Source organism: Arthrobacter sp. Y3222053 (genome assembly GCF_059092805.1).
Map to the genome: position 1 here is coordinate 15,884 of NZ_JBNHIA010000005.1, position 26,626 is coordinate 42,509.

At 70.5% G+C, this 26,626-nt stretch carries 29 protein-coding genes and 1 tRNA gene; 10 read left to right on the forward strand and 20 right to left on the reverse strand.

Going from position 1 to position 26,626, the window contains the following annotated elements:
• Nucleotides 1–108: 108 nt before the first annotated feature.
• The 4 genes from cysS to AC5RUW_RS12960 form a co-directional block, all read right to left on the reverse strand.
• A complete protein-coding gene (gene cysS / locus AC5RUW_RS12945) occupies nucleotides 109–1,563 on the reverse strand; it encodes a cysteine--tRNA ligase (protein ID WP_494161081.1) in 1,455 nt (484 codons plus the stop codon).
• Nucleotides 1,564–1,649: 86 nt separating this feature from the next.
• Nucleotides 1,650–2,138, reverse strand: a complete 489-nt coding sequence (gene ispF / locus AC5RUW_RS12950; RefSeq protein WP_494161082.1) for a 2-C-methyl-D-erythritol 2,4-cyclodiphosphate synthase — start codon at nucleotides 2,136–2,138, stop codon at nucleotides 1,650–1,652.
• The gene (locus AC5RUW_RS12955) at nucleotides 2,135–2,974 is read right to left on the reverse strand and encodes an IspD/TarI family cytidylyltransferase (RefSeq protein WP_494161083.1); all 840 of its coding nucleotides are present in this window, start codon (nucleotides 2,972–2,974) and stop codon (nucleotides 2,135–2,137) included. The genes ispF and AC5RUW_RS12955 overlap by 4 nt, the downstream gene beginning before the upstream one ends.
• 93 nt (nucleotides 2,975–3,067) lie before the next feature.
• The gene (locus AC5RUW_RS12960) at nucleotides 3,068–3,550 is read right to left on the reverse strand and encodes a CarD family transcriptional regulator (RefSeq protein WP_494008347.1); all 483 of its coding nucleotides are present in this window, start codon (nucleotides 3,548–3,550) and stop codon (nucleotides 3,068–3,070) included.
• Nucleotides 3,551–3,907: 357 nt separating this feature from the next.
• Here AC5RUW_RS12960 and AC5RUW_RS12965 point away from each other — a divergent pair, with 357 nt between their 5' ends.
• Complete coding sequence (locus tag AC5RUW_RS12965; protein ID WP_494161084.1) at nucleotides 3,908–4,489, forward strand: hypothetical protein; 582 nt, start codon at nucleotides 3,908–3,910, stop codon at nucleotides 4,487–4,489.
• 103 nt (nucleotides 4,490–4,592) lie between these two features.
• Here AC5RUW_RS12965 and AC5RUW_RS12970 read toward each other — a convergent pair whose 3' ends face one another.
• Both AC5RUW_RS12970 and AC5RUW_RS12975 read right to left on the reverse strand, forming a co-directional pair.
• Nucleotides 4,593–5,273: a winged helix-turn-helix domain-containing protein gene (locus AC5RUW_RS12970; RefSeq protein WP_494161085.1), complete on the reverse strand. Its 681-nt coding sequence runs from the start codon at nucleotides 5,271–5,273 to the stop codon at nucleotides 4,593–4,595.
• Entirely contained in the window at nucleotides 5,270–6,460 is a 1,191-nt protein-coding gene (locus tag AC5RUW_RS12975; RefSeq protein WP_494161086.1) for a sensor histidine kinase, read from the reverse strand. The genes AC5RUW_RS12970 and AC5RUW_RS12975 overlap by 4 nt, the downstream gene beginning before the upstream one ends.
• Before the next feature lie 185 nt (nucleotides 6,461–6,645).
• On the opposite strand from AC5RUW_RS12975, the gene phoU reads away from it, so the two are divergent.
• Nucleotides 6,646–7,308 (forward strand): phosphate signaling complex protein PhoU, encoded by a 663-nt coding sequence (gene phoU / locus AC5RUW_RS12980; protein ID WP_494161087.1) that lies wholly within the window; start codon nucleotides 6,646–6,648, stop codon nucleotides 7,306–7,308.
• Nucleotides 7,309–7,396: 88 nt separating this feature from the next.
• Here the strand turns inward: phoU and AC5RUW_RS12985 are convergent, their stop codons facing one another.
• On the reverse strand, nucleotides 7,397–8,143 hold the full coding sequence (locus tag AC5RUW_RS12985; protein ID WP_494161088.1) for a phosphoglyceromutase: 747 nt from the start codon (nucleotides 8,141–8,143) through the stop codon (nucleotides 7,397–7,399).
• A 97-nt stretch (nucleotides 8,144–8,240) separates the two neighbouring features.
• Between AC5RUW_RS12985 and AC5RUW_RS12990 the strand changes: the two genes are divergently transcribed.
• Nucleotides 8,241–9,032: an O-methyltransferase gene (locus AC5RUW_RS12990; RefSeq protein WP_494161089.1), complete on the forward strand. Its 792-nt coding sequence runs from the start codon at nucleotides 8,241–8,243 to the stop codon at nucleotides 9,030–9,032.
• Between the two features lie 37 nt (nucleotides 9,033–9,069).
• Here the strand turns inward: AC5RUW_RS12990 and AC5RUW_RS12995 are convergent, their stop codons facing one another.
• From AC5RUW_RS12995 to AC5RUW_RS13015, 5 genes are all read right to left on the reverse strand, one after another.
• Nucleotides 9,070–9,390, reverse strand: a complete 321-nt coding sequence (locus tag AC5RUW_RS12995) for a DUF2516 family protein (RefSeq protein WP_494161090.1) — start codon at nucleotides 9,388–9,390, stop codon at nucleotides 9,070–9,072.
• Nucleotides 9,391–9,400: 10 nt separating this feature from the next.
• Nucleotides 9,401–10,549 carry a trans-sulfuration enzyme family protein gene (locus AC5RUW_RS13000; RefSeq protein ID WP_494161091.1) on the reverse strand — a complete coding sequence of 383 codons (1,149 nt, stop codon included), beginning with the start codon at nucleotides 10,547–10,549 and terminating at the stop codon, nucleotides 9,401–9,403.
• 103 nt (nucleotides 10,550–10,652) lie between these two features.
• A complete protein-coding gene (locus AC5RUW_RS13005) occupies nucleotides 10,653–11,414 on the reverse strand; it encodes a YoaK family protein (RefSeq protein WP_494161092.1) in 762 nt (253 codons plus the stop codon).
• A gap of 21 nt (nucleotides 11,415–11,435) precedes the next feature.
• A complete protein-coding gene (locus tag AC5RUW_RS13010) occupies nucleotides 11,436–12,458 on the reverse strand; it encodes a flavodoxin family protein (RefSeq protein ID WP_494161093.1) in 1,023 nt (340 codons plus the stop codon).
• A gap of 3 nt (nucleotides 12,459–12,461) precedes the next feature.
• Nucleotides 12,462–13,685, reverse strand: a complete 1,224-nt coding sequence (locus AC5RUW_RS13015; RefSeq protein ID WP_494161094.1) for a cupin domain-containing protein — start codon at nucleotides 13,683–13,685, stop codon at nucleotides 12,462–12,464.
• A gap of 240 nt (nucleotides 13,686–13,925) precedes the next feature.
• Between AC5RUW_RS13015 and AC5RUW_RS13020 the strand changes: the two genes are divergently transcribed.
• The 7 genes from AC5RUW_RS13020 (at nucleotide 13,926) to AC5RUW_RS13050 (ending at nucleotide 19,779) form a co-directional block, all read left to right on the forward strand.
• Nucleotides 13,926–14,381 (forward strand): hypothetical protein, encoded by a 456-nt coding sequence (locus AC5RUW_RS13020; protein WP_494161095.1) that lies wholly within the window; start codon nucleotides 13,926–13,928, stop codon nucleotides 14,379–14,381.
• Nucleotides 14,382–14,453: 72 nt separating this feature from the next.
• A complete protein-coding gene (locus AC5RUW_RS13025) occupies nucleotides 14,454–15,563 on the forward strand; it encodes a hypothetical protein (protein WP_494161096.1) in 1,110 nt (369 codons plus the stop codon).
• 129 nt (nucleotides 15,564–15,692) lie between these two features.
• Nucleotides 15,693–16,337 carry a dTMP kinase gene (tmk, locus tag AC5RUW_RS13030; RefSeq protein ID WP_494161097.1) on the forward strand — a complete coding sequence of 215 codons (645 nt, stop codon included), beginning with the start codon at nucleotides 15,693–15,695 and terminating at the stop codon, nucleotides 16,335–16,337.
• Complete coding sequence (locus AC5RUW_RS13035; protein ID WP_494161098.1) at nucleotides 16,334–17,479, forward strand: DNA polymerase III subunit delta'; 1,146 nt, start codon at nucleotides 16,334–16,336, stop codon at nucleotides 17,477–17,479. The genes tmk and AC5RUW_RS13035 overlap by 4 nt, the downstream gene beginning before the upstream one ends.
• A gap of 41 nt (nucleotides 17,480–17,520) precedes the next feature.
• On the forward strand, nucleotides 17,521–19,062 hold the full coding sequence (locus AC5RUW_RS13040; protein WP_494161099.1) for an alpha/beta hydrolase: 1,542 nt from the start codon (nucleotides 17,521–17,523) through the stop codon (nucleotides 19,060–19,062).
• 84 nt (nucleotides 19,063–19,146) lie between these two features.
• Nucleotides 19,147–19,219: transfer RNA gene (locus AC5RUW_RS13045), tRNA-Thr, on the forward strand.
• 200 nt (nucleotides 19,220–19,419) lie between these two features.
• Nucleotides 19,420–19,779 (forward strand): hypothetical protein, encoded by a 360-nt coding sequence (locus AC5RUW_RS13050; RefSeq protein WP_494161100.1) that lies wholly within the window; start codon nucleotides 19,420–19,422, stop codon nucleotides 19,777–19,779.
• A 108-nt stretch (nucleotides 19,780–19,887) separates the two neighbouring features.
• Here AC5RUW_RS13050 and csrA read toward each other — a convergent pair whose 3' ends face one another.
• From csrA to AC5RUW_RS13090, 8 genes are read right to left on the reverse strand one after another with little or no spacing between them, the layout of a single operon-like run.
• A complete protein-coding gene (csrA, locus tag AC5RUW_RS13055) occupies nucleotides 19,888–20,148 on the reverse strand; it encodes a carbon storage regulator CsrA (RefSeq protein ID WP_494161101.1) in 261 nt (86 codons plus the stop codon).
• A 17-nt stretch (nucleotides 20,149–20,165) separates the two neighbouring features.
• Nucleotides 20,166–21,128 carry a hypothetical protein gene (locus AC5RUW_RS13060; protein ID WP_494161102.1) on the reverse strand — a complete coding sequence of 321 codons (963 nt, stop codon included), beginning with the start codon at nucleotides 21,126–21,128 and terminating at the stop codon, nucleotides 20,166–20,168.
• Nucleotides 21,103–23,154 carry a flagellar biosynthesis protein FlhA gene (locus AC5RUW_RS13065; protein WP_494161103.1) on the reverse strand — a complete coding sequence of 684 codons (2,052 nt, stop codon included), beginning with the start codon at nucleotides 23,152–23,154 and terminating at the stop codon, nucleotides 21,103–21,105. The genes AC5RUW_RS13060 and AC5RUW_RS13065 overlap by 26 nt, the downstream gene beginning before the upstream one ends.
• The gene (locus AC5RUW_RS13070) at nucleotides 23,151–24,281 is read right to left on the reverse strand and encodes an EscU/YscU/HrcU family type III secretion system export apparatus switch protein (RefSeq protein ID WP_494161104.1); all 1,131 of its coding nucleotides are present in this window, start codon (nucleotides 24,279–24,281) and stop codon (nucleotides 23,151–23,153) included. The genes AC5RUW_RS13065 and AC5RUW_RS13070 overlap by 4 nt, the downstream gene beginning before the upstream one ends.
• Nucleotides 24,281–25,042, reverse strand: a complete 762-nt coding sequence (fliR, locus tag AC5RUW_RS13075; RefSeq protein WP_494161105.1) for a flagellar biosynthetic protein FliR — start codon at nucleotides 25,040–25,042, stop codon at nucleotides 24,281–24,283. Before fliR ends, AC5RUW_RS13070 begins: the two co-directional genes overlap by 1 nt.
• A gap of 1 nt (nucleotide 25,043) precedes the next feature.
• Nucleotides 25,044–25,319, reverse strand: coding sequence for a flagellar biosynthesis protein FliQ (gene fliQ, locus AC5RUW_RS13080; RefSeq protein ID WP_494008328.1), 276 nt, complete (start codon nucleotides 25,317–25,319; stop codon nucleotides 25,044–25,046).
• The gene (gene fliP / locus AC5RUW_RS13085; protein ID WP_494161106.1) at nucleotides 25,319–26,170 is read right to left on the reverse strand and encodes a flagellar type III secretion system pore protein FliP; all 852 of its coding nucleotides are present in this window, start codon (nucleotides 26,168–26,170) and stop codon (nucleotides 25,319–25,321) included. Before fliP ends, fliQ begins: the two co-directional genes overlap by 1 nt.
• Entirely contained in the window at nucleotides 26,167–26,625 is a 459-nt protein-coding gene (locus AC5RUW_RS13090) for a FliO/MopB family protein (protein ID WP_494161107.1), read from the reverse strand. Before AC5RUW_RS13090 ends, fliP begins: the two co-directional genes overlap by 4 nt.
• Nucleotide 26,626: the final 1 nt, after the last annotated feature.

The following is a 26,626-nucleotide window of genomic DNA, read 5'->3' on the forward strand; positions in this document are numbered from 1 at the left end:
AAGCAGTACTTCCAGTTTACGCAGCCTGCCCGGCGGCCGGAGCGCGGCGGGTGGCGGCCGGCCCGCAGGTCCCGGAAGGCCCCTCCGGACACACCGCCGGAAGAGCGTTCAGGAGGCGTCGACGCTCCAGGTGGCACCGTCGGCGGTGTCCTCGACCACGATCCCGGCGGCGGAGAGCGCGTCGCGGATGGCGTCCGCCCGTGCCCAGTCCCGCTGGGCCCGGGCTTCGGCCCGTTCCTGGAGGCGCGCCTGCACCAGCGCATCGAGCGCAGCCCGCTCCGGTCCGGCCGATGCCGCTGCAGCCGTGCCCGCGTCGTCGAGGCCCAGGACCGCCGTCATGGCGAGCACGGCGTTCAGGGCCGCTTCGGTTCCCGCCGCGTCACCGGCGGCCAGGGCGGTGTTGCCGGCGCGCACCGTCTCGTGCAGCACGGCCAGCGCCTGCGGGACGTTGAGGTCATCATCCATCGCCTCCGCGAAGGCCGCGGGCATGGACTCCTCCGCAGGCTGTGCGACGCCGGCCGAGCCGCTGACCTTGGCCCGGGCTTTGGTGATGAACCCATCAATGCGTTCGACGGCGGCCGCAGCCTCCTGCAGTGAGGTGGGCCGGTAGTCCAGGGTGGAGCGGTAGTGCGCCTGGCCGAGGTAGTAGCGGACCACCCGCGGCGAGGCCTGCGCCAGCATTTCCGCAGGGCTGATGGTGTTGCCGACGGACTTGGACATCTTCTCGCCTTCGAAGGTGACCATCCCGTTGTGCATCCAGAAGTTGGCGAACCCGTGGCCGGCGGCCTGGGACTGCGCCATTTCGTTCTCGTGGTGTGGGAAGCGCAGGTCCAGCCCGCCGCCGTGGATGTCGAACTCGGTTCCCAGGTACCTGGTCACCATGGCCGAGCACTCCAGGTGCCAGCCCGGCCGGCCCCGCCCCCAGGGGCTGTCCCAGGCGGCGGTCTCCGGCTCGCCCTCCTTGCAGCCCTTCCACAGTGCGAAGTCCCGCGGATCGCGCTTGCCGCGCGGGTCGGCGTCGGGCGCGGCCTGCATATCGTCGATGTTCTGGCGGGTCAGGGAGCCGTACTTGTCCCAGGAGCGGACATCGAAGTAGACGTCTCCGGATCCGTCAGGGGCCGGGTAGGCGTGTCCACGCTCGATCAGCCGCTGGATGAGTGCGTGCATTTCGGGGATGTGGCCGGTGGCGCGTGGTTCGTAGGTAGGGCGCTGGACGCCGAGCGTGTCGTAGGCCTTCGCGAATTCCTGCTCGAACCGGTAGGCCAGCGCCCACCACGGTTCATCCGGAACGACGCCGGGCGCCTCGGCGGCCCCGATGGAGTCGGCGGACTTGGCGAGTATCTTGTCGTCAATGTCCGTCACGTTGCGCACCACGGTGACCCGGTAGCCGCGGAAACGCAGCCAGCGGGTCAGCTGGTCGAAGGTGATCGCGGAGCGGATGTGACCCACATGGGGCATCCCCTGCACGGTGGCGCCGCAGTAGTAGAGGCCGACGTTGCCCTCCACCAGCGGGGTGAAGTCCCGAACCTGCGCGGTTGCCGTGTCATAGAATCTCAAGCTCACCGCTCTAGGCTAGCAACTGTCAGGTGAGCCCAAGGTGCCTGCCGGTAGACGCGGGCAGGGCCGTCCGGCGGTCCCGCCGTCCGCCGTCAGCCCCGGGCGGCGACCAGCGCGGTGGCGACGGCGGCGATGCCTTCGCCGCGGCCGGTAAATCCGAGCCCGTCGGTGGTGGTGGCGGAGACGCTGACCGGCGCGCCTGCCGCCTCGCTGAGCACCGCTTCCGCTTCGGCCCGGCGCGGGGAGAACTTGGGCCGGTTGCCGATCAGCTGAACCGCGATGTTGCCGATCTCGAAGCCTGCCTCCCGGACGATCCGGGCGGCTTCGCCCAGCAGCTGCAGCCCCGAGGCGCCGGCGTACTCCGGCCGGTCGGTGCCGAAGTGGGTGCCCAGGTCCCCCAGCCCGGCGGCGGAGAACAGCGCGTCGGCGGCGGCGTGGGCGACAGGGTCGCCGTCGGAGTGCCCGGCCAGGCCGCGCTCCCCTTCCCAGAGCAGGCCTGCGACCCAGAGCGGGCGGGACGCCTCGTCGGAAGCGAAGGCGTGGACATCGACGCCGACGCCGGTTCGGGGCAGCTTGCTCATCGGGACTCCTGATCGGGGGTGGAAGGCTTCGGGCCGGGCTGCCGGCCGGCGGTGGGCAGGCCGCGGGCGAGCAGCGCCTCGGCGAGCAGCAGGTCCAGCGGCGTGGTGATCTTCAGCGACTCCTCCGCGCCGGGGACCAGGTGCACGGCGGCGCCCAGCGCTTCAACAAGCATCGCGTCGTCGGTGGCCGCCTCCGGATCGGGCCCGGCACCGGAGTGGGCCCGGCGCAGCAGCGCAGCGTCGAAACCCTGCGGGGTCTGGACTGCGCGCAGGCGGGACCGGTCCGGGGTGGCCGCAACGCGCTCCAGCCGGTCGGGGGCAAGACTGTCGGCTCCGGCGGAGCTGTCGTGGGCACCCTGGCCGTTCGGGGGCGGGGCGGCGGCCGGGGCGGCCTGCTTGACGGTGTCGACCACGGGAACCGCCGGGATCACCGCTGCGGCGCCGGCGGCCAACGCGGCGGCCACCCGGTGGAACACCTGTGGGGGCGTCAGCGCCCGGGCCGCGTCGTGCACCAGGACCGCGTCGAGGTCCTGCGGGAGGGCGGCCAGTGCGGCGTTGACGGATTCGGAGCGCGTCGCTCCGCCGTCCACCACGGCGACGGGGACGCCGAACCCCGCCGCCGCGCAGATGCCGCGGAGCACGGTGTCACCGGCGGGAACCGCGACGGCGACGGCGGAGGCAATCCCGGACTCGAGCACCCCGGCCAGGGCGCGGGCAAGCATGGGGATGCCGGCGACCGGAACCTGGGCCTTGGGGACGCCGTAACCGAGGCGCTGCCCGGACCCGCCGGCGACCACGATCACGCCGATGCGCTGGGCAGATACTGGGGAAGACACGCCCTCCAGCCTACCGCCGCACGATCTTCTCCCGCCCCCGGACGCACGGAAGGCCGGTCCGCAATGGACCGGCCTTCCGTCGTGCAGTTGCTCCTAGCTGGCCAGGACTTCGTCCAGGACAGCCGCAGCGTGGTCTTCGTCAGTCTTCTCCGCCAGGGCCAGCTCGGAGATCAGGATCTGCCGGGCCTTGGCAAGCATCCGCTTCTCGCCTGCGGACAGGCCGCGGTCGTGGTCACGGCGCCAAAGGTCGCGAACCACCTCCGCAACCTTGACGACGTCGCCGGAAGCGAGCTTCTCCAGGTTCGCCTTGTAACGCCGGGACCAGTTGGTCGGTTCCTCCGTGAGCTCGGCGCGAAGGACGTCGAAAACGTGCTCGAGGCCTTCCTTGCCCACGACATCCCGTACACCTACGAGGTCGACGTTCTCAGCCGGTACTTCAATGGTCAGATCACCCTGGGCCACCTTGAGCTTGAGATACATTTTCTCTTCGCCCTTGATGGTTCGCATCTTGATCTCTTCGATCTTCGCAGCACCGTGGTGAGGGTAAACTACTGTTTCGCCAACCTCAAAAACCATGTGGATTTTCCCCTTTCCCGCGACCAAGTCTAGCATGCAGGCGACACGCCGAGAAGAGTTTTCGCAGGTCAGGTAGGTCCTCCCGCTGTTACTAGGTATTATTCCGCTTCCCGTGCCGGTTTTTCCCCCTTTGCCGGCGCCCCTGGAAGGGATCGGCACCAGCCGTTCCCGCCCGGCGGGAAGCGGCCCGCGGGCCGCCTGTCCATCGCAGCCCCGAGCCCCGCTGATGCCGCCCCGCGCCGTCATCGACGCCGGGGAGGCCGCAGCGGAGTCCACGATTCCGGCGCCGAGCCGATAGGCTATGGGCAAACGGAAGCCCCCGGTCTCCTCGACCGCAACACCCCAGGAGTTTGTGCTGTGAGATTCACACTGAAGAGCCGCACGCAGTGCGCCGCTGCCGTCGGCGTCGTCGCGCTGTCCATGCTGGCCGCGTCCGGCTGCAGCGCCGTGAACGATCAGGCAACCACCCAGCCGTACTCCCCCTCCGACGGCATCGTCGAGAACCTGGGCGACCTGCAGCTGCGCAACATCATGGTCGCCAGCAACGGCGACGGCGATCCCGGGCGCCTGCTCGGCACCCTGGTGAACGGCGGCACCGAAACTGTGACCCTGGACCTCGAGGTCGGCGAGTCCGACCTGTCCTGGACCATCCCGGCCGGCGGCAAGGTCGTCTTCGAGGACGCCCCCGATGCCGAAGTTCTGGTCGCCTCCGTCGAGGTCCTCCCCGGCACCGGCCTCAAGGGCCAGGCCGACATCGGCTCCGAAAGCACCGAACTGAACATTCCGGTGGTCAATGCCTCGCTCGAGGAGTACGCCGACTACGTGCCCTCCCCCACCCCCGAGGTCACCGAGCCCACCGACATGGGCACGGCCACCATGGAGCCCACCGAGACCGGCGACCAGACCGGCATCGACACCGGCACGGCCGACCAGGGCTGAGCCTGCCGCCTCCTGCATACGCGAAGGGCGCCGCCGGATCTTCCGGCGGCGCCCTTCGCGCGTCCGGGGCCGTTCCAGGCCGCCCCGACGCCGGGGCTGCGGCCTAGGGCTCGAACTTGTAGCCCAGGCCGCGGACGGTCACCAGGTGCCGCGGGGAGCCGGGATCCGGCTCGATCTTGGCCCGCAGCCGCTTCACATGTACGTCGAGGGTCTTCGTGTCGCCGACGTAGTCCGCGCCCCACACCCGCTCGATCAGCTGGCCGCGGGTCAGCACCCGGCCGGCGTTGCGCAGCAGCATCTCCAGCAGCTCGAACTCCTTCAGCGGGAGCTGGACGGGCCTGCCGTCGATGCTCACCACGTGGCGGTCAACATCCATCCGCACCGGGCCGGCCTGCACCGCGGCAGGCAGGAACTCGGCGGCGTCGCTGCGCCGGCGCAGGACGGCACGGATCCGGGCCAGCAGCTCCCGTGAGGAATACGGCTTGGTGACGTAGTCGTCCGCCCCCAGCTCCAGGCCGACCACCTTGTCCACCTCGGCGTCGCGGGCGGTCAGCATGATCACCGGGACGTCCGAGCGCAGCCTCAGCTGCCGGCACACCTCCGTGCCGGACAGCCCGGGCAGCATCAGGTCCAGCAGCACCAGGTCCGCGCCGCTGCGGTCGAACTCGGCGACGGCTTCGAGGCCGTCCTCGACCACCGTGACGTCAAACCCTTCGCGCCCCAGGAGGTAGGACAGCGGGTCGCTGAAGGACTCCTCGTCCTCCACGATCAGGATCCTGCTCAAGCATCCGCTCCTTGCCGGCGGCCGGTGTGCGGGCCGCCCTCACCGCCGGGGACCTCTTCCTCGGCGTCCATCTCAGGCAGCCGGACGGTGAAGGTCGACCCCTGCCCCGGCTGGGACCACAGGCTCACCTCGCCGCCGTGATTGGCCACCACATGCTTCACAATGCTCAGGCCCAGGCCGGTTCCGCCGGTATGCCGGGAACGTGCCTCATCGATGCGGTAGAACCGCTCGAACACCCGTTCCTGTTCTTCCGGCGCGATTCCCGGCCCCTGGTCGGTAACGGTGACCTGCGCAAGCCCGTCCCGGGAGCGCAGGCCCACGCCCACCCGGCTGCCCTCCGGCGAGTACCGGACGGCGTTGTCGATCAGGTTGCGGAAAGCCGTCGTCAGCATCGGCGCATCAGCGTAGACCTTGCCGGACACCTCGCCCCCTGCCACGACGGTAATGCCCTTGAGCTCGGCCGAGAGCCGGTTGGCCTCGATCGCATCCGCCACCAACCGGTTCACGTCCACCGGTTCCGCACGGTCCACCACGTCGGCGCCCTGCAGCCGGGACAGCTGGATGATGTCCTGCACGAGGGCGCTCAGCCGCCGGGACTCACGCCCCAGCTTTCCGGCGAACCGGCGGACCGCCTCCTCGTCGCCGGCGGCGTCGGCCAGCGCCTCGGCCAGCAGAGAAACCGCACCGACCGGCGTCTTCAGCTCATGCGAGACGTTGGCCACGAAATCGTTCCGGACCTCCTCGGTGCGAACCGCTGCGGTGCGGTCCTCCACCAGGATCAGCACGTACTCCTCGCCCAGCATCGCCACGCGCACCTGCAGGATGGTGTCGCCGTGGCCCGGTACCGTGCCGCGGGCCAGTTCCAGGCGGCGTTCCTCGATCACTCCGTCGCGGCGGACCAGCGCGGTCAGTTCCAGCAGGTCGGGGTTGGTCACCGTGTGCCCGCGCACCAGCCCGAAGGCATACGCGCCGGGGCTGGCGCGGACCACCCCGTCGATGGCATCCACCACGATGTACCCGCGGCCGACGACGGACAGGACCTCCGCGGCGCCCTCGGGGAGCGTCGGTTCCGGCACATCGGCCAGGTCCCGGCGCCGTCGCTCGCTGGTGATGTAGCCGAGCATGCCAAAAACGCCGACGGCCAGGCCGAGGATGCCCGCGATCAGGCCCAGCAAGACAGGATTCACGCTTCCAGCTTAGGCCGCACCGCCCGGTCCCGGCCCGGTGCGCGGTGGCATCGGACCAAACGTTAAACTAACGTTCATCTTGAGAGACCCCGCGGTTCACCTGCAGCTGCGATCCTGCCCATAGGCCCGGAACGCGGCCTGCGGCCCGGCCGCGAGCGGATAGCCCCACCGAAAGGACGCAGCAAGTGCGGAAGGTATTTCAGGCCGAACTCCACCAGATCGGCGAGGAGCTGACCCAGATCTCGCAGCTGGTTGCGGAAGCCATGCAGAAGGCTGTGATGGCGTTCGAGGAGGCTGATACCGAACTGGCCCAGGAGGTGATCGCCGCCGATGCGAGGATCGATTTCCTGCAGAACGACCTCGACGAGCGCGCCATCGACGTGCTCGCCCTGCAGGGGCCGGTGGCCAGCGACCTGCGCATGATCGTTGGGTCGCTGCGCATGAGCGCCTCGCTGGAGCGGATGGGCGACCTCGCCCGGCACATCGCCCAGCTCGCCCGGTTGCGCTACCCGGCGAACGTGGTTCCCGACAATCTCGCCGGGACCTTCCGGGAGATGGCCCGGCTGGACATCCGGATCGCCGAACTGCTCTCCGAGCTGCTCGACACACGCAACCTGGAGCTGAGCAAGGAAATCTACGCGGCGAACACCCGCATCAATGAACTGCACGCCGGTGTCTTCAAGGCCGTCGCCTCCGCCGACTGGAACGTCTCGGCCGTGAGCACCGTGGACATCACCCTCGCCAGCCGCTACTTCGAGCGGTTTGCCGACCACGGTGTTTCCGTGACGCGCAAGGTCAACTACCTGGTGACCGGTGAGTGGCAGGCCACGGCGGAAAGCGGCGCCTAGCAGCACGCCCGGGCGGACAGCCCGGAAACGGCGAAGGGGGAGGACACCGTGCGGTGTCCTCCCCCTTCGCCGTTCGGCAGGGCCGGTGCTACTTGCGGCCCTGGTTGGCAACCGCCTGGATGGAGGCGGCGGCGGCCTCGGGATCGAGGTAGGTGCCGCCGGGCTTGACCGGCACCAGGTTCTCGTCCAGCTCGTACACCAGCGGGATTCCGGTGGGAATGTTCAGGGCCGCAATGTCGGTGTCGCTGATGCCGTCCAGGTGCTTCACCAGCGCCCGCAGGGAGTTGCCGTGCGCGGCGATCAGCACCGTCTTGCCGGCCCGGATGTCCTGCGTGATCTCGTTCTCCCAGTACGGCAGGAAGCGCTCGAGCACGTCCTTGAGGCACTCGGTCCGCGGCACGTCGCCGCCCAGGTCCGCGTAGCGCGGATCGTGGGCCTGGGAGAAGTCGCTGTCGTCCGGCAGCGGCGGCGGCGGGGTGTCATAGGAGCGGCGCCACTCCATGAACTGCTCTTCGCCGTACTCCGCCAGGGTCTGGGCCTTGTCCTTGCCCTGAAGCGCGCCGTAGTGGCGCTCGTTGAGCCGCCAGCTGCGCTTGACGTCGATCCAGATCCGGTCCGCCGCGCCCAGCGCCAGGTTGGCGGTGTTGATGGCGCGCTTGAGCCGCGAGGTGTGGACGACGTCCGGCAGCAGATCCGCCTCCACCAGCAGCTCGCCGCCGCGGAGGGCCTCGGCCCGGCCCAGGTCCGTCAGATCCACGTCCACCCAGCCGGTGAACAGGTTCTTTTCATTCCACTCGCTCTGGCCGTGGCGCAGAAGGATCAGTTTGTAGGTCATATCAGCATCGTAACTGAGCCCACATGGCCGCCGGGAGGCGGATCCGTAACCTTGGCCCGTGAACCGAGCACTCCCGGAACGCCACTAAAATTGATCCGTGCCAAAATCGCCCAAACCCGTCGGAAGCCTCACCAGGGGGACCACCAACCCCAACCGGCTGCGACGGGTGGACCGCTGGCTGGCCGGCCCGCACGGGTGGCGGCTGCGCCGCGCGGCCGACCCACTGATCGTGGACCTGGGCTACGGGGCCTCCCCCGCCACCGCCGTCGAACTGCATGCCCGGCTGGGCGCCGTACGGGCTGACGTGGACGTGGTGGGGATCGAGATCGATCCGGAACGGGTGCGGACCGCCAAGCCGTTGGAGCGCGCGGGGCTGAGCTTCCGCCAGGGCGGTTTCGAGCTGCCGCTGGGCGGCCGGCGGCCGGTGATGGTGCGGGCCTTCAACGTGCTGCGCCAATACGACGAAAGCGAGTACGCCGCGCACTGGGACCTGGTGCGGTCCCGGCTCGCGCCGGGCGGCATCTTCGTGGACGGCACCTGCGACGAGATCGGCCGGCGGGCCACCTGGGCCGAGATCGGCCCGGACGGGCCCCTGTCGCTGAGCATTTCGCTGCGGTTCTCCGCGTTCGAGCGCCCGTCCGACGTCGCCGAGCGGCTCCCGAAGGCGCTGATCCATCGCAACGTGCCCGGCGAGCGGGTGCACGCGTTCCTGCACGCAATGGACCAGGCCTGGCTGGCCAGCGCGCCGCTCGCCGCCTATGGGAGCCGCCAGCGGTGGCTGGGCATGTGCCGTGCCCTGCACGCGCAGGGCTGGCCCCTGCTGACGGGGCCCGCCCGCTGGCGGCTGGGCGAGATCACGGTGGCGTGGAGCGCCGTCGCCCCGCGCTGATTACACCGGCGCAGGGATCGGACCGTCGGGCCCGGTGTTACCAGGGGCCGTACGGCCCGGAACCCCGGCGTGGCTCGTTCAGGGCGGGGCGGACGTCCGCGAGGTAGACGCAGGCCGCAATCACGGCGGCCAGCTGGAACAGGAGCAGCCCGACGCCGCCGCTCAGGGCGCCCAGCACGCCCACGGCCGCGGCGCCGGCCGTCAGCGCGGTCCAGAAGGTCTTGGTGCGCTTGAAGGCGCGCTCGAAGTCGGACGGGCGGCGGCGGACGCAGTCGATGAACGCCCAGAGCTCAATGCCCAGGGCCACGAAGGCCAGCGCTCGGTACAGCAGGCCCTGGAAGATGAGAACGAGTTCCACAGGGATCAGCCTACCGTGCCAGCGCCTGGTCGAGGTCAGCCCAGAGGTCCTCCATGTGCTCGATGCCCACCGAGAGGCGCAGGAGGTTCTCCGGAACCGTTTTCGGCTCTCCCGGCTGGCGGCGGCGGCGTTCGATGAGCGACTCCACACCGCCCAGCGACGTGGCCGGCACCCACAGCGACACGGCCTCCGTCATCTTCTCCGCGGCGGCCGCGCCGGCGGCCACCTCGATGCAGACGATGGCGCCGAACCCATCCATCTGGGCCGCAGCCCGGTCGTGCCCGGGGTCCTCCGGCAGGCCCGGATACCGCACCGCGGCCACGGCGGGGTGGGTGGCCAGCCGGCGGGCCAGCTCGCCGGCGTTCTCCTGGGAACGCTGCATGCGCAGTGCCAGGGTCCGCAGTCCGCGCAGCGCCAGCCAGACCTCGAAGGGGCCGGCGACCGCGCCGTGCAGGGTGCGGTGGGCGGCCAGCCGGGCCCGCAGCGCCTCGTCCGAGGTGACGGCGGCGCCCAGCACGACGTCGGAATGCCCGGACAGGTACTTGGTCACGGAGTGGACGACGACGTCGGCGCCCAGCTCCAGCGGGCGGGTGACCAGCGGGGTGGCGAAGGTGTTGTCGGCGACCACCAGCGCTCCGGCGGCATGCGCGGCGTCGGCGAGAACACGGATCTCCGCCACCTCGAGCATGGGGTTGGTGGGGCTCTCGATCCAGAGCAGGTCCGCGCCTTCGAGCGCGGCCACGGCGGCGGGTGTGTCGGCAATGTCGACCGTGCGCAGCGTGAAGCGGCCGGCTTCGGCCTGTTCGGCGGCCAGCGCCAGCGAACCGGCGTAGCTGTTGCGGGGCATGACCAGAACACCGCCGGCGGGCACCAGGGACAGCGCGGCGGCGATCGCGGCCAGGCCGGAGGAAAAGACGAGCGCCGGCTCCCGAGCGGATTCCAGCCGGGCCAGGGCTTCCTCGAAGGGATCCCAGGTGGGATTGGAGTAGCGGCCGTAGATCCGGTCCCCGGGGTCCGCGGGCCCGGTGCCGCGGTAGGTGGAGGTCAGCACGATCGGCGGATTCACCGCCGCATCCTGTCCGGCGGCCGGCCGGCCGGCGGCGACCACCACCGTTTCCGGGGATAAGACGCCGTGGGGGGATGTGGTCTCTGCGCTCATAGGCCCAGCGTATCGGCCGGCAGGGGCAGCGTCCCGCCGGCGGCCCGGGCCGGGCGAAGCACCGCGGCGTGTTACGCGCCGCGCGGCGCGTTGGAGGAATCCGCTAGACGAAGCTGCCGCCCGGGGTCGGATCGGGGTCCCGCGGGCGGGTCAGCGCCACGATGGCCAGCACCAGGGCGAGCAGTGCGGCGAAGGCCATGGACGCGCCGTCGAACCATCGGTCGGCCAGGTAGCCGAGGCCCCCGCCGGCGCAGAAGCCAAGCAGGACGAGGAAGAACACGCCGGACCAGAACAGGTTCGGCTCCCCGTTGATGCCCTTTTTGGACAAGGCCGACTGCATGAGGAAGTTGAAGGCCATCTGCACCACGAAGGTCACGGCGACAGCCCCGTAGAGCATCCCGTGGTTCTTGTGGAACGCGTTGCCCACGCCGCCGGCCACGAAGCTGACGGCGAAGGCGATCCAGCGCGGATCCGTGTCCGTCAGGGCCGCCAGCAGGGTCAGGACAACGAGCAGGCCGAAGATCGCGAACAGCATGGCCGGGGTGAAGGACCGGCCGCTGCGCAGGAAAGCGGTCATCAGGATCCCGGACAGCGCCGATCCGACGCCGAAGCAGACCACCGACACGATCGCCGGCGTGAACCGTTCCCAGTCTCCTTCCACCAGGTAATAGCCGCTGGAGACCACGTTCCCCGACTGGACCGTGGCAAAGGTGTTGGCGTGCCCGAAGGTCCAGGCGTTGAGCAGGCCGGCCAGGAAGGCCAGGAGGAATCCGATGAACGGTTCCTCCATCAGCGGGAAGCGGATGACTTCCGGGTGCTTGCGGACGTACTGCACATCCGAGGGCTGGTGCGGGGCGGCGCTCATGGGGGCTTCTTTCCGATGGGGTCAGAACACGTCCGTTGCGCGCAGCGGATTCTGCGGGGAGTGTCCTCCGCTTCGCCCCCGCCGCCCGCCGGGGTGTCCCGGGCTGCCGGAGCCTGATCCGCCCGGCCCGCGGCGCGGCGGGGTACCGCGGGAGCCAAGCTGCTCGAACACGTCCGCCACGCGCAGCGGGTGCGTGGGCGAATAGCCGCCGGCGCCGGTTCCCGCGGTGCCGGATCCGCCCGGTGAACCGCTGGAGCCGTCGCCGGAGCCGGAGGGGCGCGGAGAAAGCCGGTCGAACACGTCGGCCACCCGCAGGGGGTTGCTGGGACTGGGCATGGAACGTCCTTCCTTGTCCTTGCCGGTTTCGGTTTCCCGGCCGGCTCCGGTTTCCCGGCCGGTTCCGGTTTCCCGGCCGGCGGACCCGCGGCCGCCCGGGACCAGCCGGCCGCCCGACGGCGGACTGGGCTCGGAGGAGCGGGCGGGAACCAGCGCGTTGGTCAGGTGGATGAACCTCGTCAGATGCGAGCGCAGCGGCTGCCTGGCCTGGCGTTCCTCGATCCGGCCGTGCCGGAGCGTGAAGGTCAAGCCCCAGGGGTTGCCGTTGAGGTTGTTCACTGCGGCGTCCGCCCCGGACGGCGGAACCAGCACGCACCCCCAGATGGCGCCCACGGCGTTCAGCTCGTCCACCACGCGTTCCTGCCCGGCGTGCTGATAGGCGCCGGTCGCCATTGCGGTGAAGGTCTTGTCCACGAAGGCGCCGGTCTCCGCCGCGTCATGGTGCTCGTCGATGAACGCCTTCATGGACGCCGAGAGCAGTCCGGTGTGCACCGACGACGTGAGGATGAATCCGTCAGCCCACTCCAGGTCCTCCCCGGTGACCAGCGTGGCCCGCGCGGCCGGCGCCAGCGCGTCGCTGAGGACCAGCTGCCTGACGCCGCGGATCCGCACCTGGGCGCCCAGGCCGGTGAGCACCGGACGGACAATGGCGGCGAGGTCTGCGTTGGCTCCGAACAGGCTGGAAAAGACAACCAGGATCCGGGCCACGGGTCAGCCCCGCTTGGCCTTTGACTGGTCGTACCAGATGACCGGCGACGGCTCCTCGTTCAGCGGCAGCGACTCCACGAACTCAGGGCTCACGTTCAGGTGTTCGGCCACGTTGAGGGCCGGGGTGGAGGCCAGCCACTTGTTCAGCGAGACCTCGGAGTACTCCGGATCGCGGAACAGCTCCAGGTAGATCACCTTCTCGTCGCCGATGTTCTGCACATAGTGCCCCGCCACCTGAGGCACGAACCCCACGTCGCCGGCCTGGTAGTTGAACGTGCGCGCTGTTCCGGAGGAGTCGAAGATGCTCATCCGCGCCTTGCCCTGCACGAAGTACTGCCATTCAGACCGCTTGGGGTGCCAGTGCAGCTCCCGCATGCCGCCCGGCTCGATCTCCACGAAGCCTGCGGCGATCGTCTTCGAGGCAGGGAAGTTGTTGACGTCTACGATCCGTACCCGGCCGGCTTCGGATTCGATCGGTACGGCGTTCTCCATGTGGAAGCTGAACATCTCCGGAACCGGGCCCTCCGGCGTCGGGCGGGCCGATTCGGAGATCGGGCCCGGCACTGTGCCCTTGAAGATGTACTTCTCCGACTTGGGGAACGGGGAAATCTCCGCCTCGGTCTTCTTCAGGTTCGCCGCGAGGACGTCGTCGGGAACCCGGACAAACCAGTCACTGAGCAGGAACGTGTTCCACTCCGAGAAGTCCCCGTCGCTGAAGACCAACAGGAACTCGCAGCCCTGGTCCAGGCCCTGGATGGAGTGCGGCAGCCCCGCCTCGAAGTTCCACAGGTCTCCGGCCACGACGTCGTCGATGAAGTACCGCCCCTTCTCGTCAATGGCGGTGACCCGGGCGTTGCCCGTGAGCATGAAGCCCCACTCCGTCTCCTTGTGCCAGTGCAGCTCGCGGTAGGCGCCCGGTTCGAGGGCCATGTCGACGCCGGCGAGCTCGGTGGAGATGGGCAGTTCGCGGCTGGTGACCTCACGGGTCCATCCGCCGGGCTGCAGGCGCATGTGCGCGTCGGAGAAGCTGAACTTGCAGTTCGGCAGGGTGCCGGCATCCCTGGCCGGCGGGACCAGCATGTCCGGGTTCTCCTGGTCCCGCCAGATATCCCGTGGGCCGAGGTCGATCCAGCCGTAGCCGTCGCTCTCCCGGATGGGCTGGGGAACCGAATCGGAGGAGGTGCTGCTCTGCCCGGCCTGGGGTTCCGCTTTGGTGGTGTCTGTCATGAGATGACCCTTCACTCGATGCGGTGAGCCGCCTTCTGAGTGTCTGCCGCCGTCGAGTGTCCTGCCGCGGAAGGGTTCCGTCCCGCTGCGCGGATGCCTCCGGCGCTGTGGCGGCCTGCATCTTCAACGCTAGGGGCGGGGCCTGCCGGTGTATATCCACCGGGGCGTTCACCGCTCCGGAACGGCCCAATTGGCCGGCACGGGTTCTGCTCGCCCGGGCGGGGAACTAGCCTCGGGCGCATGGAATCCGCCTCTGCCTCCGCCCTGGTCCCCGGGATCGATTTCGGGATGACCATGTGGTCGGCCCTGAACCCGTTTGAGGAACGCACCTCCTACGCGCTGCTGCACCCTTTCTCCCCCGAGGCCGGTCGGAACCTGGCTACCGCGGCGCAGGACCTGGGACTCAAGCGCCTGGATGCCGAAGGTGACATCCTGCCGCTGGGAACGGACGTGATGTACGTGTCGCTGCGGGCCAGGCAGGTCGAGTTCTGCGTCGGCGGTGATGTCTGGGTTCGCCACCCGGTCAGCGACGACTGGACCGGGAACGCCGTCGGACGCCGGTATGTCGTGTTCGTCCTCGGCGCGGTGCCGCTGGCGGACGACGCCGACCCCGAAGCCATTGCCGCTTACCTCCGCCAGCGGGAAAGCGTCTATGCGGCGCTGCTGAAGATCAGGCTGCGGCTGGACAACACCTAGGCCGGGCTGCACCCGGCCCGGCCCGGCCGGACCGGCCCACCCGGATTGACCGGCCCTGAAAGGAGCACCGTGATGGCCGTTCACCCGCCCCAGTCCCGAGTTCCCACGGTCGTCTTTGATGACGGATCGCTGACGCGCGCCGGGCTGCAGCGGGTGGCCCGGTATGCCTCCAGGGTGGATGTAACGGGACCGTCCCGCACGGGTGCGCCCGGGCGCCTGCTTGCCGGGCTGGGGGTTCCCGTACACGCCGCAGCCACCGGGGAACGGCTGGCCGACGCCGCGGACCTGGCCGCCGCGTCCGGCTCGGTGCTCGTGACCGGAACGCCCATCGATCCGCCGGCCTGGCTGGCGGACGTAACCGGCGCGCCATCGCGGAGCGGGCACACCGGGCTGCTCGTCCATCTGCCCGCCCCGGGCCCGGCGGCGTCCCTCCAGCCCGCCGCCCTCGCGCCCCAGGCGGTGTCCTGGGCCGAGACGGCCGGTCCGGCCTTCGCCGGTGCATCCGGCCTGCAACCGCTGAGCGCGGTCTTGGTCTCCCCGGCCGAATCCGCGCCTCTGCTTGAGGCCGTGGAGGCGGACCGCCTGGTGGTCGCCGCCGCGGCGCCCCTCGATCTGCCGGAGCCGGACCGCGCACGCCCCGCCGGGTACGCCGTGTCGGCGGCCGACACCATCCTCGCCGTCCTGACCGACACCGGGCTGGAACTGGCCAACCGGACACCGGTCTCCGTCCGGATCCGCGTCCGGCTGGGCACCGCCGGGCGGCGGGAGGACCTGGGCGGGGTCGAGGCCGGGCTCGGCCCCCGGGAGACCGCACGGCTGGACCTCGACGGCCTGCCCTTCCTGGCCGGACTGGACCGGCCGCAGCCCCTGGTGCGGCACTGGAGCCACGAAACCGAGACGGTGTTCGACGGCGGTACGATCCGCATCACCGGGATGGATGTCCGGTACGTGGACCCGGACGGCGGCACCATCGCCCTGCGCAGCTACGGCTCCCGCCAGGGGCTGCATGTGGGCGTCATCGCTCCCCAGCTCAGCGAGGCCTTGGGCACCGCCCAGGTGGACGTCGCCGAAGGCTGGCGCCGGCGGGAGGCCCGCCGTTCGGTGCCGTTGTCCGGGCTGCTTCGCCGACTGGCGGAGCCGACGTCGGCCGCCTCTCCGGTCCGCGGCGTTCCCGGGAGGTGACCCGGACGCGCCGCCGTTCGGGACCCCGCCGTTTCCCGCCCGACTCCCGCCCGCGTCCCCGGGCCTTCCGCCGCCTCCCGGCAGGCTGAGGCCCAGCCTGCTGTCAGGGGAACTGGGTAGGCTAGGCGGGTGAGCACTCCCAGACCTTCCGCCCGCGGACTCTTCATTGCCTTCGAAGGCGGCGACGGCGCCGGGAAGTCCACCCAGGCCGGTCTGCTTGCCGCCGCGCTGCAGGCGCAGGACCGCGTCGTCCTGCGCACCCGCGAGCCGGGCGGCACCCCGATCGGCGAGAAACTCCGTTCCCTCGTGCTGGAGCACGGTCAGGGCGACATCGACGCGCGCACCGAGGCGCTGCTGTTCGCCGCGTCGCGCGCCGCCCACGTCCAGCAGGTGATCGCCCCCGCCCTGGCGCGTGGAGAGGTGGTCATCTGCGACCGGTTCATTGACAGCTCCGTCGCCTACCAGGGCGCCGGGCGCGGCCTCGGCACCGACGTCGTCCGCCGGCTCAACGAGTGGGGCACCGACGGGCTGCTGCCGGATCTGACCATCCTGCTCGACGTCGATCCCCGCACCGGCCGGACACGGCGCACCTCCGGCCAGGCGGCCGAGGACCGCCTGGAGTCCGAGCCCGACGAGTTCCACCGCAGCATCCGGCAGGCCTTCCTGGAGTTGGCCGGGCGCGATCCCGCCCGGTACCTGGTGCTGGATGCCGCCCTGCCGCAGCAGGACCTGGCCCGGCGGATCGCAGCACGGGTCGCGGAGCTGCCGGCATGAGCGTCTGGGACGACCTGCAGGGCCAGGCACCGGTGGTCGAGCAGCTGCGCAGGGCAGCGGCGCAGGAGCGGCCCAACCATGCGTGGCTGTTCACCGGCCCGCCCGGATCGGGGCGCTCCAACGCCGCGCGCGCCTTTGCCGCCGCCCTGCTGTGTGAGCAGGAGGACCTTGCCGCGCGGGGCTGCGGCAGCTGCCGCGCCTGCCGCACGGCGCTGGCCGGCTCACACGCCGACGTGACCTCCGTGACCACGGAGAAGGTCACCATCAGCATTGACGAGGCCCGCGACCTGGTCCGCCGGGCCCAGGACCGCCCGTCCACGGGACGTTGGCGGGTCATCATCGTGGAGGACGCCGACCGCATGCAGGAGCGCAGCACCAACGTGCTGCTCAAGGCCATCGAGGAACCGCCGCCCCGGACCGTCTGGCTGCTGTGTGCACCCAGCCCGGGCGATGTGCTGGTGACCATCCGGTCCCGCTGCCGGGCCGTGGGCCTGCGCCTGCCCCCGGCGGACGACGTCGCCGATCTGCTGGTGCGCCGGGACGGAATCGATCCGGAGCTCGCGCGGCAGGCGGCACGCGCCGCCCAGTCCCACATCGGCATCGCCAAGCGGCTGGCCACCGACAGCGGGGCCCGGGAGCGCCGCGACCGGATTGTCCGGCTGCCGCTGTCGCTGCGCAGCGTTCCCGGGGCGATGAAGGCCGCCGCGGACCTGGTGGCGCTGGCCGAGGCGGAGGCGCAGGCCTCCTTCGAGGAACGCGACGCCGCCGAACGCGACGCGCTCCTGTCCTCCCTCGGCGTCGAGCCCGGCGGCACGGTCCCGGCCGCGCTGCGCAGCCAGGTCAAGCGCCTCGAGGAGGACCAGGCGCGGCGGGCCAAGCGTTCGAAGAACGACTACTTTGACCGTGCCCTCACCGACCTGCTTTCCTTCTACCGCGACGTGCTGCTGCTCCAGCTGGACGCCGGCGGCACCGACCTGGTCAACGCCGGGCTGCGCGCCGAGCTGGAGGAGTTCGCCGGCAAGGGCTCACCGGAGCAGACGCTCGCCCGCATGGAGGAGATCAACGCCGTGCGGCGCCGCCTGGTTACCACCAACGTCCAACCGCTGCTGGCCATCGAGGCCATGGCGCTGAGCCTGCTCTGACACCGCATCCCGACCTGTCCCGACCGCCGGAGGAACCGCGCATGACCTTCCACCCCCGTTTACGACGCAGGGCCGCCGGCGCTGCCCTCGCCGTGGCGCTGCTGGCCTCCGCGGGCTGTGCCGTCGCCCCCGCCGGCAGCCCGGGGAACGCACCTCGGCCCGGCGATCCCGCCGCCGTGGGGGACGTGCCGGACGAACTGCGGGACTACTACAGCCAGGACGTCGACTGGGCCGACTGCGGAGAGTTCCGCTGCGCCACGGTGGAAGTTCCGCTGAGCTATGACGAGCCGGAAGGCGAACGCATCGACCTGAGCGTCATCATGGCCGAAGCGGACGGCACGCCCCGCGGCACCATCCTCATCAATCCCGGCGGGCCCGGCGGAAGCGGCTACACCACCGTGGAGGAAACCCTCGAGCAGGTCACCACCGACCGGCTGCGGGGCGAGTACAACATCCTCGGCTTCGATCCCCGCGGCGTCGGACGTTCCACCCCGATCGAATGCCTCACCGACGAGGAAATGGACGAGGCGCGCGCCGAGTCCTTCGATCCGGAGACGGAGGAGGGCCTGGCCGCCGCGCAGGCCAGCGCCGCCGAGCTTGCCGATAAGTGCGCCGAGAACACCGGCGCCCTGCTCGGGCACGTGGACACCGGCTCCGCTGCCCGCGACATGGACATCCTCCGCGCGCTGGCCGGCGACCCGGAGCTGAACTACCTGGGCTTCTCCTACGGAACGTTCCTCGGCGCCACCTACGCCGAGCTGTTCCCGGAGCGCGTCGGCCGGCTGGTGCTGGACGCCGGCCTGGATCCCGCCGCCTCCAACGAGGAGATCACCCTCGGGCAGGCCGCGGGTTTCGAACAGGCCATCCGCACCTACGTCGCGGACTGCCAGACGGGCAGCGCCTGCCCGCTTCCCGGCGACGTCGACGACGGCGTCCAGGCGATCGCGGACCTGTTCGCAAAAATTGAGGCCAGCCCGCTGGTCGCCGGCGACGGCCGAACGGTCACGGCGTCCATGTTCGTCAGCGGGTTCATCCTTCCGCTCTACAACGACGCCAACTGGCCGGTGCTGACCCAGGCCCTGTCCGATGCTTTGGACGGCAACCCCGACCTGATGCTCTACCTCTCCGACCTCAGCGCCGACCGCAACGAGGACGGCAGCTACGAAACCAACAGCACGGTCGCCTTCAACGCCATCAACTGCCTGGACTACCCGATGGAGACGGATCCTGAGCAGATGCGCGAGGACGCCCGCGAGCTCGTGGAGGCCTCGCCCACCCTGGGCAGCTACCTCGGCTACGGCGGGTTGACCTGCGCGGCCTGGCCCCATGAACCCGTCGGGACCCCGCATCAAATCAACGCCGAGGGCGCCGCGCCGATCCTCGTTGTCGGGACCACCGGCGACCCCGCCACGCCGTATGAGTGGTCGGTGGCGTTGGCGGAGCAGCTGGACTCCGGCGTGCTGCTGACGTGGGAAGGCGAGGGGCACACCGCCTACGGACGCGGCAGCGACTGCATCGCCGACGCCGTGGACGACTACTTCATCGACGGCACGGTGCCTGAGGACGGCACGGTCTGCCGGTAACCGCCGAGCAGTCCTTTTGACCGCCCCGGCCGGCTCCGTATAGAGTTGTCCCTTGTGGATTCCGGCCCGTGCCGGATGATGCAGGCCTCCTTAGCTCAGTTGGTAGAGCGTCTCACTCGTAATGAGAAGGTCGCCGGTTCGATTCCGGCAGGAGGCCCCGGGCAGGCCCCGAACCCTTGGGTTCGGGGCCTTTTGCGTTGCCCCGGTGCAGCCCTTCCTCAAGCCCTCTTGAGCCTTCCTTGAGCAAAAGCTGGGCCAGCCGTGCGCCCGCCCTGCACTTTCCTTGACCCGCCGTCGATATCGTCGTCTCAGCCGCCACAGGCACGAGTACGCAGCAACAGCAGGGGGACTGAGACAGTGAGTGCAGAAGCAGCCGGCAACGGCCTGATGATCAAGCGCTACACCGAGGTGCAGCGCGATTCCTACACTCCTGCCCCGTGCAGCGAATGCGGCAGGCGGCTGGTTCCCAACTGGGCGGACGACACCCGTCCCGGAGAGCTCGGGTCACGGTGGATCATCCGCAGCTACCGTTACCCCGGCCTTCGCTGCAGCAACCACGAACGGCGGCTCCTGGCAGAATACTTCGGCTCCGTCCAGCCGAAGCAGCCGGTCCACCGGGTTGCGGGCGGACGGCCGGTGGCCCCGGCTCGGGAGCGCTTCACGCTGCTTCGGCTGTTCCCTTCAGGCCGTAAGCAGCGTACGGGCGCCGCGGGCTAAGGCCGGCACCAAGCGGAAAGCCCCGCCGCGTCCTGTGGACGCAGCGGGGCTTTCCGTCGTCTTGGGGGCTTCGACGTCGGGGGGCGGGGTGTCGGCCGGCGTCCTGGCCTACTCGGCGTCGGGCCTGCGGGCCGCGGGGCGGGCCGCAGCCAGGAACGCCTTCATGCGCTCCTCGGCGTCGGGGCCGGCCTCGGCGGCGGCGACGTTCGCTTCCTCCACCGCACGGACCACCTCGCTGCGCTGGATCTTCACGCCGCGGGGAGCATCGATGCCGATCCGGATGCCGTCTCCGCGGGTCTCGAGGATCGTGACGACGATGTCGTCACCGATCATGACCTGCTCTCCGGATTTGCGTGTCAGCACCAGCATTGGATCACTCTACCGCCTCACAGCATGACCGAGGAGGACGGCCCGCCGTCCACCCAGCCGATGGGCAGTCCCAGGCCGTTCACCGTGTGCGGAGTGGCGGTCGCCGCCAGCCCCTCCACGGCCACGGCCGTCACGTCGGCGGTGCGGCGGACGGCGGCCACCCAGGCCGCGGTGTCCTCCGCCTTCCGGCCGGCGTCCACCGCCGCCCAGACCTGGTCCGGGGCGAGCGCGCCGATCAGCGTCGCATGCCGGGACAGCTCCTCACCGCGGCCCAACCCGTAGGCCAGGTAGATCGCATGGTCTGCCAGCACGCCGGCCGCGCGCGCCGTTGCGGCGCTCCTGCGGTCAGCGGCCCGCCCATAGGAGGTGTCCTCCAGGGCTCCGGCACTGCGGATGGCCGCCGCACCTGCTCCCCCAGCGGCGGCCATCGACTCACAGACCGCCAGCGGATCCGCGCCCAGCCCGACGACGAGCACCAGGTCGCCGGCGCCCGCCAGCGGGACCGGCGGCAGCGGCAGGGCGGCGCGCTCCGCCGCCGGAAGCGGGACCGCGGCGACGGGCGGGGGTACCATGGGCACCGGGTCCGCGCCGGTGCTGTGGGTGAGCCGGTCCATCAGGTCAGCGAAGGCGTGGCTGTCCGTCGAGACGCTGACCGCGGCACGTTCCTCGATGGAAGCGTTCCGGCGGGGGGCGCCTTCGGCGGCCTCGGCCCGGGCCAGCAGCTCGCTGATCCCCGCTCCGGCCTGCCGCGGGGCCACGGACGCCGGGTATCCGTCCGGGGGGACGTCCGCGGCGCGCCGCCCGCGGGGCGGAAGCTCCACCGTCACCTCATAGTGGTGGCGTGCCAGGAAACCGCCGATGCCTCCGACGCTGACCTTCTCCGCGGCGATGATCCGGGCACGGGGGCCGTGTTCGTCGAAGACCCTCTTTTTCAGCGCATCAAGGGACGGTCCCTCAAGCTGAAATCGTCTCGGTTCCACGAACCACTCCCACTGTCTCGATGTTCACGTTTCCTGCGGTCGCCTCCTGATAGGACAGGACCGGAAGCCCCTGGGCCTGGGCGCCGACCAGGCGGCGCACCGCCGCCCGCAGCGCCGGCGCGCAGACCAGGACGGCACTGGAACCGGTGTTTTCCGCTGTGGCCACTGTAGCCAACAGATTCCGCACCACCGCCTCCATCCGGTTCGGGTCCATCAGGATCTGGTTACCCTGCTCGGAGGGGCGCAGCGCCTCCAGCATCGACTGCTCGAGGGCGGGATCCAGCATGATGACGCGCAGCACCGTGCCGTCCAGATGCGGGGCGGCCAGGGCCGGGCCGAGCGCCTGGCGGGCGGCCTCGATCAGCCCTTCGGGATCCGTGGACACCTTGGCGCGCAGCAGCAGGGACTCGTAGATGCGCGGCAGGTCGTTGATGGCGACCCGCTCGGCCAGCAGGCCCTGCAGCACCCGCTGCACCTCGGCCAGCGACAGTACGCCCGGCACCAGCTCCTCCACCGCGGACGGGTTGACCTGCTTGACCCCTTCCGTCAGCACCCGCACATCCTCGCGGGAGAGCAGCCGGGCGGCGTTGGCCGTGATCACTGCGGACAGGTGTGTGACCAGGACGGAGACACGGTCGATCACCGTGGCGCCGGCCATTTCCGCCGCATGGCGCATCTCTCCGGGGACCCACTTGCCGGCCAGCCCGAAGACCGGCTCCACCGTGGCGGTGCCCGGCAGGGACTCGAGGAAGTCGCCCAGGGCCAGGACCTTGCCCTGCGGGGCCTCGCCGCGCCCGGCCTCGACGCCGGCAATGCGGATCACGTACGTCGACGGCGGCAGCTCCACCGAATCGCGGGTCCGCACGGGCGGCACCACCACGCCCAGTTCCAGTGCAATCTTCCGACGCAGTGCCTTCACCCTGGCCAGCAGGTCATCCGGTCCCCCGGTCACCACGTCCACGAGGTCCGGAGCCAGGAGGATCTCCAGCGCGTGTACCCGCATCTGCTCGATCAGGTCCTCCGTCGTGTCCCCCGAAGGGGCCGCCGTCCCGGCCTCCGCCGCCCGCTGTTCCTCCTCGACAGCTTGGTCGCGGGCCTTGACCCGCTGCGAGGCAAAGATCAGCAGCCCGCCCACCACGATGAAGGGAAGCTTCGGCATGCCGGGGATGAGGGCCATGACCAGCGCGGCCGCTCCGGCGATCATCAGGGCATTGCGGGACTGGCTGAGCTGGTCCCCCGCCGTCGAGCCCATGTCGGCCTCGGCGTTGGAGCGGGTGACGATCATGCCGGTCGACACGGCCATCAGCAGGGCGGGGATCTGGGTGACGAGCCCGTCGCCGATGGTCAGGAGGCTGTAGGTGTTCACGGCCTCACCGACGGACATGCCGCGCTGCAGCATGCCGATGGCGATCCCGCCGACAACGTTGATGATGATGATGATCAGCCCGGCGATCGCGTCGCCCTTGACGAACTTGGAGGCGCCGTCCATCGCACCGTAGAAGTCCGCCTCCGCCGACACCTGCGCCCGGCGCTCCCGGGCCTCGGAGTCGCTGATCAGCCCCGCGTTGAGGTCGGCGTCGATGGCCATCTGCTTGCCGGGCATGGCGTCCAGGGTGAACCGGGCGCCGACCTCGGCCACGCGTTCGGCGCCCTTGGTCACGACGACGAACTGGATGACGATCAGGATCAGGAAGATGACCGCGCCGATGATCAGGGACCCACCCACCGCCACGTGCCCGAACGCCTCAATGACCTGCCCGGCGTAGCCGTCGCCGAGGACCAGCCGGGTGGACGCCACGTTCAGGCCGAGCCGGAACAGGGTGGCGACCAGCAGCAGCGAGGGAAACACCGAGAAGTCCAGCGGCTTGCGGACGAACATCGTCGTCAGCAGGATCACCAGCGCCAGCAGGATGTTGATGATGATCAGCACGTCCAGCAGGGCCGCCGGGATCGGGACCACCAGGAGCAGGATGATGCCGATGACGCCCACCGGGACGGCGAGCTTGAGCAGGTTGCGGTTTTTCACGATGCTGCCTTATGTCGGGGTTCGGAGGGAGCGGGCATCAGGCCCGGTGCGGGTTCCATGGTGTGGACGCCGGCTGCCGCGCCGCGCCGTTTCAGCGCCATGACGAAGGCCAGCAGGCGGGCGACGGCGTTGTACAGGTCGGGCGGGATCTCCTGTCCCACCTCGCAGGCCGAGTGCAGGGTCCGGGCCAGCGGCACGTCCCGGACCATGGGGACCCGGTGCTTCTCCGCCTCCTCGCGGATGCGGGCGGCGATGATGCCGGCCCCCTTCGCCGTGACCCGGGGGGCGGAGCGGCCGGGTTCGTACTTCAGCGCCACAGCGACGTGCGTGGGGTTCACCACGACGACGTCGGCGTCGCCGACCGCGGCGATCATCCGGTTGCGGCTGCCGGCCAGCTGCCGGGCCCGCCGCTGGGAGCGGATCAGCGGATCGCCTTCGCTGTTCTTGTTTTCGTCCCGGACTTCCTTCTTGGTCATCCGGGTCTTCTTGCGGTTGCGGCGCATCACCACGAGGATGTCGGCCGCGGCGAGGATCAGCCCGGCCGCGACGGCCGCCTGCAGCAGCGACGCGACCCCGCCGCCGGCGGCGTCGAGCAGCGCCGAGACCGGCAAACCGCCGGCCGTCATCAGCACCGGCATCAGCCCCTGCACGACCATGTACAGCACCAGGCCCAGGGCTGCGGTCTTCAGCAGCGCCTTCGCCCCCTGCCACAGGGCCTGGCCGCCGAAGGTGCGTTTGACGCCCTTGACGAGGTCGAATTGCTGGTACTCGCCCTTGAACTTCTTGAAATGGATGCCGCCCTGCAGCGCCGCCGCGGCCAGGACCGCGACGGCGACCACGGCCAGCAGCGGCCCGAGGACGCCGATCATGGCCGAGAGGCTGTCCTGGAAGATCCGCAGCGCTGCCTCGGGGTCCGGGGACGCGGCGATCTCCGCAGCCCGGAACAGGCTGTCGGTGCCGGCCTGCGACCCGCGTTCCAGGGTCCCGGGGAGCATCAGCGCGGCCGCGCCGACGCCGATCCAGGCGGTCAGGTCCTGGGACCTGGACAGCTGGCCCTTGGACCGGACCTCCTTCATCCGTTTCGGGGTCGCCTGCTCGCTCCGTTCGCCGGAGTCCTGCTCTGCCATCAGCCGCCCACCCCCGTCACGGCTTCAAAGGCGTCCTGCGCGAGGGCGGACACAATGCGGGGCAGGGCCAGGAACACCACGGAGGCCAGGGTCAGGGTGAGCAGGATCTTCAGCGGGAAGCCCAGCGCGAAGGCGTTCAGCTGCGGCGCGACCCTGGTCAGCAGGCCCAGGCCGGCGTCGGCCAGGAACAGCACCACCAGCAGCGGGCCGGCGATCTGCACGGCGGCCAGGAACATCTGGGTGGCTGCGGCGATCAGCGCCTGGGCCGGTTCGGCCAGGTCCACGCCGCCGCCCAGCGGCAGGGCGGTGAAGCTGCGGACGAGGCCGGCGATGACCAGCTGGTAGCCGTCCGACGCGAACAGCAGGGCCAGGGCGGTGAGCTGGAACAGGCGGGTGAACTGCGCGCCGTTGACCATGGACTGCGGGTCGAAGGCCTGGGCTAGGGAGAAGCCGCCGAAGAGGTCGATCAGGTACCCGGCGGATTGGATGGCTGCGAAGACCACCATGACCAGGAAGCCGAGCAGCCCGCCGACCAGGATCTCCAGCACCAGCGCCGTGAAGTAGTCGGCGGTGCCCTGCAGCTCGTAGCCGTCGGCGGCGGCCGGGGCGACGGCGAGGGCCAGGCCGATGCCGAGCATCGCCTTCACCCGGATCGGGAAGGCGTTGTAGGAGAAGGGCGGGGCGATGACCAGGAAGGCCACCATCCGCACGGAGGCCAGCATCACCGCTTCGATCCAGGCCTGGTCAAGGGTGATGGACACATCAGCCCCCGCCGAGCAGGGAGGGAATCCTGGCGAACAGCTCCTGGGTGAAGGCCACCATTTCGGAGATCATCCAGTGCCCGCACACCAGCAGGGCGATCGCCACGCCGACCGCCTTGGGCACGAAGGAGAGCGTGACCTCCTGGATCTGGGTGATGGACTGCACCAGGGACACGGCGAAGCCGATGGCCAGGGCGGTGAGCAGCACCGGGGCGGAGAGCTTGGCTGCCACCCACAGGCCCTGCAGGCCGATGTCGAGAACGGCGTTGGTATCCATCAGCCGCCCCCGGTGACCTGATAGCTGTTGATGAGGGAGGTGATGATCAGCGACCAGCCGTCCACCAGCACGAAGAGCAGGATCTTGAACGGCAGGGAGATCATGACCGGCGGCAGCATCATCATGCCCATGGACATCAGCGCGGCCGAGACGACCAGGTCGATGACCAGGAACGGGATGAAGATGACGAAGCCGATGATGAACGCCGAGCGCAGTTCCGAGATCATGAACGCCGGGATCAGCGTGGTCAGCGGAACGTCCTGCGGGGACTCCGGGTTCGGCCGGTCCGCGGCGCGGGTCATCAGCGCGATGTCCTCGTCGCGGGTGTGGGCGAGCATGAACTGCTGCAGCGGGCCCGCGCCCGCGTTGAGGGCGCCGTCGAACGTGGTCTCGCCGTTCAGGTACGGCTGGACGGCGATCGTGTTGATCTCCCCCACCACCGGAGCCATGATGAACAGCGACAGGAACAGGGCCAGGCCCGCAAGGACCTGATTGGGCGGGATGCTGGGCAGCGAGAGCGCGTTGCGGGTGATCGCCAGCACCACGAAGATCTTCGTGAAGCTGGTGAGCATCAGCAGCAGCGCGGGAGCCACCGACAGCAGGGTGATGCCGATCAGCGCGGTGACGGTGGTCGACGGCCCGCCGTCGGCGCCGAAGATGTCGATCGAGAGCCCGCCCTGCCCGGCGTCGGGATCCGCAGGATCCTGCGGGGGAGCCGGCGGGGCCGGATCGAGGGTCACCGCGTGCCCGGCGGCCGCCCCGGCGAGCTGCGCCGCGAGCAGCACCAGCAGCAGGACTGCGGCGGCAGCGGCGGCGCGCAGCGCCCGGGCGCGGCTGTGCGCCCCGGTCACCGCTGCCGTCCGCGCAGCGCCGCGGCCGACTGCCGCCAGGTCTGCGGGGAGAGGATGGACCCGGCCAGCATGGAGGTGCCTTCCCCCGGTTCGCTCCGGCGCAGGTCACGACGGCTGGGCAGGGCCTCGGCCGTACCGCCCGCAGCCGCCAGCGACGCGGCGAACCCGCCGTCGCCGGCCTCCGGGCCGTCCGAGTCTGCGGCGTCTTCCATCGGAGTCGCGTTGAGGACGCTGACCGAGGCCTCGGTCACGCCGAGCATGAACCGCTGGCCTTCGGCCTCGACCACCACCACGGACGCCTTCGGGCTGATGGCCTGGCGGCTGAGGACGCGGACGGGCGCGGCGTCCCCGGTGCCGCCGGTGCGGGCGGCAACCCGGCGGGACAGCCACCACAGCAGCGCAAGGACAACCCCCAGCGAGACCAGGACCCGAAGTCCCAGTAAGCCGGTCTCCATG

What these genes read in the sequence shown, in the direction of transcription:
- ispF (WP_494161082.1), bottom strand. Translation starts at nt 2,138, where the DNA reads ATGAGCAAGCTGCCCCGAACCGGCGTCGGCGTCGATGTCCACGCCTTC.
- AC5RUW_RS12960 (WP_494008347.1), bottom strand. Translation starts at nt 3,550, where the DNA reads ATGGTTTTTGAGGTTGGCGAAACAGTAGTTTACCCTCACCACGGTGCT.
- AC5RUW_RS12985 (WP_494161088.1), bottom strand. Translation starts at nt 8,143, where the DNA reads ATGACCTACAAACTGATCCTTCTGCGCCACGGCCAGAGCGAGTGGAAT.
- AC5RUW_RS13000 (WP_494161091.1), bottom strand. Translation starts at nt 10,549, where the DNA reads ATGAGCGCAGAGACCACATCCCCCCACGGCGTCTTATCCCCGGAAACG.
- AC5RUW_RS13005 (WP_494161092.1), bottom strand. Translation starts at nt 11,414, where the DNA reads ATGAGCGCCGCCCCGCACCAGCCCTCGGATGTGCAGTACGTCCGCAAG.
- AC5RUW_RS13015 (WP_494161094.1), bottom strand. Translation starts at nt 13,685, where the DNA reads ATGACAGACACCACCAAAGCGGAACCCCAGGCCGGGCAGAGCAGCACC.
- AC5RUW_RS13020 (WP_494161095.1), top strand. Translation starts at nt 13,926, where the DNA reads ATGGAATCCGCCTCTGCCTCCGCCCTGGTCCCCGGGATCGATTTCGGG.
- AC5RUW_RS13025 (WP_494161096.1), top strand. Translation starts at nt 14,454, where the DNA reads ATGGCCGTTCACCCGCCCCAGTCCCGAGTTCCCACGGTCGTCTTTGAT.
- AC5RUW_RS13035 (WP_494161098.1), top strand. Translation starts at nt 16,334, where the DNA reads ATGAGCGTCTGGGACGACCTGCAGGGCCAGGCACCGGTGGTCGAGCAG.
- AC5RUW_RS13040 (WP_494161099.1), top strand. Translation starts at nt 17,521, where the DNA reads ATGACCTTCCACCCCCGTTTACGACGCAGGGCCGCCGGCGCTGCCCTC.
- csrA (WP_494161101.1), bottom strand. Translation starts at nt 20,148, where the DNA reads ATGCTGGTGCTGACACGCAAATCCGGAGAGCAGGTCATGATCGGTGAC.
- AC5RUW_RS13070 (WP_494161104.1), bottom strand. Translation starts at nt 24,281, where the DNA reads ATGGCAGAGCAGGACTCCGGCGAACGGAGCGAGCAGGCGACCCCGAAA.
- fliQ (WP_494008328.1), bottom strand. Translation starts at nt 25,319, where the DNA reads ATGGATACCAACGCCGTTCTCGACATCGGCCTGCAGGGCCTGTGGGTG.
- AC5RUW_RS13090 (WP_494161107.1), bottom strand. Translation starts at nt 26,625, where the DNA reads ATGGAGACCGGCTTACTGGGACTTCGGGTCCTGGTCTCGCTGGGGGTT.